The sequence below is a fragment of the Cupriavidus basilensis genome (assembly GCF_000876015.1).
Taxonomy (GTDB): domain Bacteria; phylum Pseudomonadota; class Gammaproteobacteria; order Burkholderiales; family Burkholderiaceae; genus Cupriavidus; species Cupriavidus basilensis_B.
The window spans coordinates 430831-439855 of record NZ_BBQM01000016.1; the positions used below are offsets into that span (position 1 = coordinate 430831).

At 69.1% G+C, this 9025-nt stretch carries 6 protein-coding genes; 1 reads left to right on the forward strand and 5 read right to left on the reverse strand.

The features are described from left to right. From gsiC to KF708C_RS18220, 5 genes are all read right to left on the reverse strand, one after another. Positions 1–921, reverse strand: coding sequence for a glutathione ABC transporter permease GsiC (gsiC, locus tag KF708C_RS18200; protein WP_059412830.1), 921 nt, complete (start codon positions 919–921; stop codon positions 1–3). Between the two features lie 187 nt (positions 922–1108). Next, entirely contained in the window at positions 1109–2668 is a 1560-nt protein-coding gene (gsiB, locus tag KF708C_RS18205; protein ID WP_020204577.1) for a glutathione ABC transporter substrate-binding protein GsiB, read from the reverse strand. A gap of 24 nt (positions 2669–2692) precedes the next feature. Continuing rightward, a complete protein-coding gene (locus tag KF708C_RS18210) occupies positions 2693–4597 on the reverse strand; it encodes a dipeptide ABC transporter ATP-binding protein (protein WP_029043937.1) in 1905 nt (634 codons plus the stop codon). A 64-nt stretch (positions 4598–4661) separates the two neighbouring features. Then, positions 4662–5555: an isoaspartyl peptidase/L-asparaginase family protein gene (locus tag KF708C_RS18215; protein ID WP_059412852.1), complete on the reverse strand. Its 894-nt coding sequence runs from the start codon at positions 5553–5555 to the stop codon at positions 4662–4664. 62 nt (positions 5556–5617) lie between these two features. Beyond that, entirely contained in the window at positions 5618–6631 is a 1014-nt protein-coding gene (locus KF708C_RS18220) for a MurR/RpiR family transcriptional regulator (protein WP_020204580.1), read from the reverse strand. 372 nt (positions 6632–7003) lie between these two features. Between KF708C_RS18220 and KF708C_RS18225 the strand changes: the two genes are divergently transcribed. Then, the gene (locus KF708C_RS18225) at positions 7004–8944 is read left to right on the forward strand and encodes an ATP-binding cassette domain-containing protein (RefSeq protein WP_059412831.1); all 1941 of its coding nucleotides are present in this window, start codon (positions 7004–7006) and stop codon (positions 8942–8944) included. Positions 8945–9025: the final 81 nt, after the last annotated feature.

Sequence of the window (9025 nt, forward strand, 5' to 3'; positions counted from 1 at the left end):
TTACTTGTAGCGGATGGCGGGGTTGATGACGGTGTACAGCACGTCGACCACCAGGTTGATCAGGATGAACTCGAGCGAGAACAGCAGCACCTCGGCCTGGATGACCGGGTAGTCGCGCATCTCCACGGCGTCCACCAGCAGGCGGCCGAGGCCGGGCCAGTTGAAGACCTTCTCGACCACGATCGAGCCGCCCAGCAGGAAGCCGAACTGCAGGCCCATCATGGTGACCACGGGAATCATGGCGTTGCGCAGGCAGTGCTTGGCCACCACCAGCAGCTCGCCCACGCCCTTGGCGCGCGCGGTGCGCACGAAATCTTCCTGCAGCACCTCGACGAAGGACGCGCGCGTGAAGCGGGCCATCACGGCGGCCACCGCGGCGCCCAGCGTGAGCGAGGGCAGGATGTAGTGCTTCCAGGAATCGGCGCCGATCGACGGCAGCCAGCCCAGCTGCACCGAGAACACTTCCATCAGCAGCATGCCCAGGGCGAAGGCCGGGAACGAGATGCCGGACACCGCCAGCGTCATGCCGAGGCGGTCGGGCCAGCGGTTGCGCCACACCGCGGAGGTCACGCCGATCGCCATGCCGAAGACCACCGCCCACACCATCGAGGCCAGCGTCAGGTACAGCGTGGGCATGAAGCGGTCGCCGATCTCCTCGCCGACCGGGCGCTTGGTGCGCAGCGAGTTGCCGAATTCCCAGCGCAGCGCGTTCGAGAAGAACTGCGCGAACTGCTCGGGCAGCGGCTTGTCCAGGCCGAGGTCGCGGCGCACCAGCTCCACCGTGGCCTGGTCGGCCTCGGGGCCGGCCGCGAGCCGGGCGGGATCGCCGGGCAGCAGGTGGACGAACATGAAGACCAGCACCGCCACGATCAGCAGTGTGGGAATCACGCCCAGGAATCGTTTGAGAAAATAATTCAGCATGATGCACCGGAAAGAAAAAGACCGCGGGCCGCCCGCCCTGCCCCCGCATCCGCGGGCGGGCGGTCATGCACGGCTTGCTGCGCCGTACTGCCTGCGGGTACTGCCTGGTACTGCTTGGTACTGCTTGGTACTGCTTGGTACCGCCTGCCGCCGGGCCGGGCCGCCTGCGCCCGGCAGCCCGCAGCCCTTATTGCTTGATGTCGATCTCGTCGAAGTTGAACGAGCCGTCGGGCATCACGTAGGCGCCGCTCAGGCGCTTGGCGCGCGCGAACAGCACCTTCTCCGTCACCAGGAAGGCCCACGGCGCGTCCTTCCAGATCTGCTGCTGCGCGTCCTTGTACAGGCGGGCCTTCTCGGCGCGGTCGGTGGTGCGCAGCGCGTTGGCGATGTCGGCGTCGACCTGGTCGTTCTTGTAGTACGCGGTGTTGAGCAGCTTGGGCGGCATCGACTCGGAGGCCAGCAGCGGGCGCAGCGCCCAGTCCGACTCGCCGGTCGAGGACGACCAGCCCACGTAGTACATGCGCACGCCGGCGTCTTCGGGCTTCTGCACGCTCTCGACCTTCTCCACGCGCTGGCCGGCTTCGAGCGCCTGCACCTGCGCCTTGATGCCGACCTGCTGCAGCTGCTGCTGCACGAACTGGATCACCTTCTGCGCGGTGGTGTGGTTGTAGGCCGACCACAGCGTGGTCTCGAAGCCGTTCGGGTAGCCGGCTTCCTTGAGCAGCGCGCGCGCCTTGGCCGGGTCGTACGGCCACGGGCCCAGCTTCTCGGCATAGTCCACGCCCGCGGGCACCACGCCGTCGGAAGGCGTGGCGTAGCCGGCGAAGGCCACCTTGGCCAGCGCGTCCTTGTTGATGGCGTAGTTGATGGCCTGGCGCACCTTGGGGTCGTTGAACGGCTTGACCGTGGTGTTCAGGCTCAGGTAGCGCTGGATGATCGACGGCGCGTCGATCAGGTCCACCTTGGGATTGCCCTTGAGCACGGCGGCCTGCTCGAACGGGATGCTGAAGGCGAAGTCCGCTTCGCCGGTCTGCATGATGGCCGCGCGCGTGTTGTTGTCCACCACCGGCTTCCAGGTGATGGTGTCGATCTTCGGGTAGCCGGTCTTCCAGAAGCCGGCGAACTTCTTGCCCTTGAGGTGATCGGGCTGCTTCCACTCGACGAACTCGAACGGGCCGGTGCCGACCGGGTGGAACGCGATGTCCTTGCCGTACTTCTGCAGCGCGGCCGGCGAGATCATCACCGCCGACGGATGGGCCAGCACGTTGATGAACGGCGAGAACGGCTCTTTCAGCGTGACCTTGACGGTGCTGGCGTCCACCACGTCGGTCCTGGCCACGCGGTTGAACAGCGTGTAGCGCTTGAGCTTGTTGGCCGGGTTGGTGACGCGGTCGAAGTTGGCCTTGACGGCGGCGGCGTCGAAGGTGGTGCCGTCGTGGAACTTCACGCCCTTCTTGAGCTTGATGGTGTAGGTCAGGCCGTCCTTGCTGGCTTCATAGCTTTCGGCCAGCACGTTGACCAGCTTCATGTCCTTGTCGAAGCCGAACAGGCCCTGGTAGAAGGACTTGCTGGCGGCCTGCGACAGCGTGTCGTTCGCGTCGTACGGGTCGAGCGTGGTGAAGGTGGAATACACCGCCATCACGGCATCCTTGGCGGCGAAGGCGGGGCCGGCGCCGAGCGCGGCCAGGGCCAGGCCGCCGGCGATCAGCTTCGAGGGGGCCAAGCGGAACATCATCCGGGTCATCATCGATTCTCCTTGGAAAGGCGTCGGTTAGTAGGCACCGCCGATGGCGTGCCGGGCTACGAAATGCTGCGAGGCGGCGCTGCCGCCGACGGCCACCAGCGGCTGCACCAGCGGCTCGTCGCCGAGCAGCCGGATGGGGCTAGGGATCTCGTCGTTGAGCGGCTCGCGCTTGAGGTGGCGGCGCGCCGGATCGGCGATCGGCACCGCCGACATCAGCTTCCTGGTGTACGGGTGCTGCGGGTTCTCGAAGATCGCGCGGCGCGGGCCGATCTCCACGATCTGGCCCAGGTACATCACCGCCACGCGGTGGCTCACGCGCTCCACCACCGCCATGTCGTGCGAGATGAACAGGAAGGCGATGCCCATCTCGCGCTGCAGGTCCAGCATCAGGTTGACGATCTGCGCCTGGATGGACACGTCGAGCGCGGACACCGACTCGTCGGCCACCACCACCTTGGGGTTGAGCGCGAGCGCGCGCGCGATGCAGATGCGCTGGCGCTGGCCGCCCGAGAATTCATGCGGGTAGCGCGAGGCGTGCGCCGCGCTCAGGCCCACCTTTTCCAGCAGCCAGGCCACGCGCTGCTCGGCCTCCTTGCCGCTGGCCACCTTGTGCACCAGCAGCGGCTCCATGATGGAGTAGCCCACCGGCACGCGCGGGTCGAGCGAGGCGAACGGGTCCTGGAAGATGAACTGGATATTGCGGCGCAGGGTCTGCAGCGCGCCGCCCTTCATCTGGCTGATGTCCTGGCCGTTGAATTCGATGGTGCCGCTCTGGCTGTCGACCAGGCGCAGCAGCGAGCGGCCGGTGGTGGACTTGCCGCAGCCGGACTCGCCCACCAGCGCCAGCGTCTCGCCGGGATGGAGGTCGAAGCTCACGCGCTCGACCGCGTGCACGCGGCGCGCCACGCGGCCCAGCAGGCCGCCCGGCACGTCGAAGCGAGTCACCAGGTCGCGCACGCGCAGGATCGGCGCGGCGCCGGCCGGCACGGTGTCCTGCGGCGCCTCGGGCGCGGCCGGCGCGGACTGGTCGAGCTGCAGCAGCGGGAACTTGGCGGGCCAGTCGGTGCCCTGCATGGCGCCGAGCTTGGGCACGGCCGACAGCAGCGCGCGCGTGTACGGATGCGCGGGCGCGGCGAAGACCTGCTCGGCGGTGCCCTCCTCCACGCGTTCGCCGCGGTACATCACCAGCACGCGGTCGGCCACCTCGGCCACCACGCCCATGTCGTGGGTGATGAAGACCACGCCCATGTCCATCTCGGCCTGCAGGTTGCGGATCAGCTGCAGGATCTCGGCCTGGATGGTCACGTCGAGCGCGGTGGTCGGCTCGTCGGCGATCAGCAGCGCCGGCTTGCACGACAGCGCCATCGCGATCATCACGCGCTGGCGCATGCCGCCCGAGAGCTGGTGCGGGAAGCGGTCCAGCACGCGGCGCGCCTCGGGAATGCGCACGATCTCCAGCATGCGCAGCGCTTCGGCGCGCGCCTCGGCGCGGCCCTTGCCCTGGTGCAGGCGGATCGACTCGGCGATCTGCTCGCCCACCGGGAACACCGGGTTGAGCGAGGTCATCGGCTCCTGGAAGATCATGGCCACGTCGCTGCCGCGCACGCCGCGCATGGTGGCGTTGTCGGCGCGGGCGAGATCGATCACCTCGCCGCCGCGCCGGCGCAGCGCCATGCTGCCGCCGGCGATCTTGCCGCCGCCGTGCTCGACCAGCCGCATCAGCGCCAGCGACGTCACCGACTTGCCCGAGCCCGACTCGCCCACCACGGCCAGCGTCTCGCCGCGGTCGACGTGGAAGCTCAGGCCGCGCACGGCCTCCACGGTGCGCTCCGAGGTGGAAAAGCGCACGGTGAGATCGTTGACGGAAACCACCCGCTGCGGTGGCAGGACGATGCCCGCTTGGGCCGACCGGGAAGAGGATGCTGCAGCCACTTGGACCCCTTGATGCCTGTTGATGCTGTTGATGCCGGGATGGATCGATGCCGCGCCTGCCGGCTCAACCGTAGATCCACACGTTGACCGCCTCGCCCACCCGGGCGAAACCGCGGTACATGCCTTCGGTGTTGAACGGCAGCGCGACGTTGCCGGCGCGGTCCACCGCGATCAGGCCGCCGCGGCCGTCGATGGCCGGCAGCTTCTCCATCACCACGCGGCGCGCGGCCTCGCCGAGCGGCAGGCCCGCGTAGCGCATCTGCGCGGCCACGTCGTAGGCCGCCACCGCGCGGATGAACATCTCGCCGGTGCCGGTGGCCGACACCGCGGCCACGTCGTCGGCATAACAGCCGGCGCCGATGATGGGCGTGTCGCCGACGCGGCCGACCTGCTTGTTGGTGACGCCGCCGGTGGAGGTGGCCGCGGCCAGGCGCCCCTGCGCGTCGCAGGCCACCGCGCCCACGGTGCCGAACTTGCTGTCGGGGTCGATGGGCTCGGCCGCGCGGCTGGCGGCGTCGTGGTCGAGCGCCGTGCCGGCGGTGCCGCGCGCGCGCTCCCATTGCTCGCGGCGCGCCTCGGTGAAGTAGTAGGCGGGCTCCACCAGTTCCAGGCCCCGCGCGCGCGCGAAAGCCTCGGCGCCGTCGCTGGCGAACAGCACGTGCTCGCTCTGCTCCATCACCGCGCGCGCGGCCAGCACCGGATTGCGCAGGCACTTGACGCAGGCCACCGCGCCGGCGGCGCGGGTGGCGCCGTCCATGATGGCGGCGTCGAGCTCGTAGGTGCCGGCGCGGGTCAGCACGGCGCCGCGGCCGGCATTGAACAGCGGGCAGTTCTCGAGCAGGCGCACGGCTTCGGTGACGGCGTCGAGCGCGCTGCCGCCGTCGGCCAGCACGCGCTGGCCGGCTTGCAGCACGCCGCTCAGCGCGGCGGTGTATTCCGCCTCCCGGGCGGGGCTCATGGCGGCACGGGTGATGGTGCCGGCGCCGCCGTGGATGGCGATCACAGGGGTAAGGTTGGGGTTCACGATGCGTCGGGAGTGGGTTTCTTGCGGCGCGCGGGCGCGCCCTTGGCGCGGCCTTCGGCTGCTTCGTCGTGGCGCTCGCGCGCGTCGCGGCCCTGGCCGGGCGGCGCGCCGTGCAGCCACGGCAGCAGGAATTCGGTCATCTCGGCGGCGGCCTTGACGGCGTGCGCGGCGCGGTGCGCCACGGCGCCGCACAGGCCTTCGATGAAAGCCAGCACGGCAGTGTCCGAGTTGGCGGAAAGCTGGCGGCCGGTGTGCGCGTACAGCGCGATGTCGGCCAGCGCCGCCAGCGGCGAGGTCGGCCCGTCGGTCAGCGCCACGATGCGCGCGCCGTGCGCGCGCGCGCGCCGCGCGATGGTCACGGTGTCGTACACGTAGCGCGGAAAGCCGATCACGATCAGCAGGTCGCTGGGCTGCAGCTTGAACAGCGCGCGCGCCGCGGTCGACGCGCCGCCCGCGCCCGACACCGAGATCACGGTGCGGCACGACAGGTCCAGCCCGTGCTGCAGCAGCCCGGCCAGGAAACCGCTCGCGCCGAAGCCCACCACGAACACGCGCTCGGCCGACAGGATGGCTTCCACCGCGCGCTCGCAGGATTCGGCATCGAGCCCGCGGCGCGTGGCCTCGAGGTTGCGCACGTCCTCGTCGAGCGAGGCGGCGATGACCGCCGCCACCGTGGCCGGGCGCTCCAGTTCGGTGCGCAGCTTCTCGACCGGCGCCAGCGTGGCCTCGAAACCGCGCACCAGTTCGGTGCGGAACTGCGGATAGCCCTCGAAGCCGAGCGCGTGCGCGAAGCGGTTGGCGGTGGCCACCGAGACCTCCACCGCCGCCGCCAGTTCGTCGATGCGCATGGTGGCGGCGCGGAACGGGTTGCCCAGCACGTATTCGGCCATGCGCTGGTGCGCGGGCGTCAGCGTGGGCAGGGCGCGGGCGATGCGCTCGGTGATCGAGCCGTTGCCGTTCTTGCCGGAGGATCCGTTGGTGCCGGAATTGCCGGAGTTGCCGAGGGACATGGGTGCGGTTCTGGTTGACGGGATGCGCCGCCGCGAAGCCATGCACGAAAAAAAAGCATGCAGGCGGTGCGCATCTATGTAAATTAATTTACACGCAAAACGCGTACCATGAAAATAGAGTTTTACGCGGGCAAGGGTTTATACCTAGGCTGCCGTCTCCTTGCCATCCCTTTGCCGTCCCTGCGCGGCCACCGCCGGAACCCGCGCGCGGCGGCCAACCGAACCTCGCCGCCATCCTCCGCCATACGCCGCCGCGCGCCGCCATTTGACGGGCAGCATCATGCGAAGCGGCTACAATGCCGGGTTGACCCGTGCCATGCCGGGCCGGCCATCGCTCATCTCCGGCGGCTTTATCTCCAGCTTTCCCCTCCCGTGATCCGAATCGACCAGCTAGTCCTCCAGCGCGGCACCAAGGTGCTGTTCGACCACACCAGCGTGACGCTGAACCCCGGCGAGCGCGTCGGCCTCGTCGGCGCCAACGGCAGCGGCAAGTCGACCCTGTTCGCCATGCTGCGCGGCGAGCTGCATCCGGACGGCGGCGACGTCGCCATCCCGCCGCAGTGGCGCATCGCCCACGTGGCGCAGGAAACCCCGGCGGTCGCGCGCAGCGCGGTGGAATACACCATCGACGGCGACACCCGCCTGCGCGAGATCGAGGCGCGCATCGCCGCGGCCCAGGCCAGCGGCGACGGCACCGCCGAGGCCGACGCCCACGCCGCCTTCGCCGACGCCGACGGCTACACCGCGCCGGCGCGCGCCGAGGCGCTGCTGCTGGGGCTGGGCTTCACGCTGGCGCAGGTGTCGCAGCCGGTGGCGTCGTTCTCGGGCGGCTGGCGCATGCGGCTGAACCTGGCGCAGGCGCTGATGTGCCCGTCCGACCTGCTGCTGCTCGACGAACCGACCAACCACCTGGACCTCGACGCCATCGTCTGGCTGGAAGACTGGCTGGCGCGCTATCCCGGCACGCTGGTGATGATTTCGCACGACCGCGAATTCCTCGACGCGATCTGCAACGTCACCGTGCACATCGAAAACCAGCAACTGCGCCGCTACGGCGGCAACTACACCCAGTTCGAGACGCTGCGCCTGCAGCAGATGGCGCTGCAGCAGTCGGCCTACTCGCGCCAGCAGAAAGAGATCGCCCACCTCGAATCGTTCATCACGCGCTTCAAGGCCAAGGCCACCAAGGCGCGCCAGGCGCAGAGCCGGGTCAAGGCGCTGGAAAAGATGGAACGGCTGGCGCCGGTGCACATCGCCGCCGGCTTCGCCTTCGAGTTCCGCGAGCCGGACTCGGCGCCCAACCCGATGATGGTGCTCGAAGGCGTGGACTGCGGTTATCCGCCGCCCGCGCCCGGCGCGCCGCCCGTGACCATCCTGCACAACCTGTCGCTGTCGATCCAGACCGGCCAGCGCATCGGCCTGCTCGGCGCCAACGGCCAGGGCAAGTCCACGCTGGTGAAGACGCTGGCGGCCACGCAAGAACCGCTGGCCGGCAAGCTGCGCCAGGGCAAGGGCCTGCAGATCGGCTACTTCGCCCAGCACCAGCTGGAGACGCTGCGCGACCAGGACTCCCCGCTGCAGCACCTGGCGCGCCTGGCGCCCGACACGCGCGAGCAGGAACTGCGCGACTTCCTCGGCAGCTTCAACTTCCGCGGCGACATGGCCACCGCGCCGATCGAGCCGTTCTCCGGCGGCGAGAAGGCGCGCCTGGCGCTGTCGCTGATCGTCTGGCAGAAGCCCAACCTGCTGCTGCTCGACGAACCGACCAACCACCTCGACCTCGACACCCGCGAAGCGCTGACGATGGCGCTGGCGCAGTTCGAAGGCACCCTGATCGTGGTCTCCCACGACCGCCACCTGCTGCGCGCCACCACCGACCAGTTCATGCTGGTCGGCGACGGCACCATGAAGCCGTTCGACGGCGACCTCGACGACTACCGCGACTGGCTGCTGCAACAGGCGGCGGCCAAGCGCAACGCCGCCAGCGCCGCGCAGGCCCCCGCCGCGGGCGACGGCGCCGCCGCGGTCAACCGCCGCGACCAGCGCCGCGCCGAAGCCGACGAACGCCAGCGCCTGACGCAGTTGCGCAAGCCGCTGACCAAGGAACTGGAAAAGGTGGAAAAGCGCATGGCCGTGCTGCAGCAGGCCAAGAGCGAGATCGATGCGTTCATGGCCGACGAGAGCAGTTATGCGGAGGGTAACAAGGGGAAGTTGATGGAGATGCTCAAGCGGCAGGGGGAAGTGGGGGGGGAACTTGATACGCTGGAGGAGCGTTGGCTGGAGTTGCAGGAGCAGATTGAGGGGATTGTTTGATTTTTTGGAAGGTTATTTCAATTTTAATGGCTTAATGTTAATGGCTTAATGTCAATGGCCACTTCTTAACGTCAACGGCTG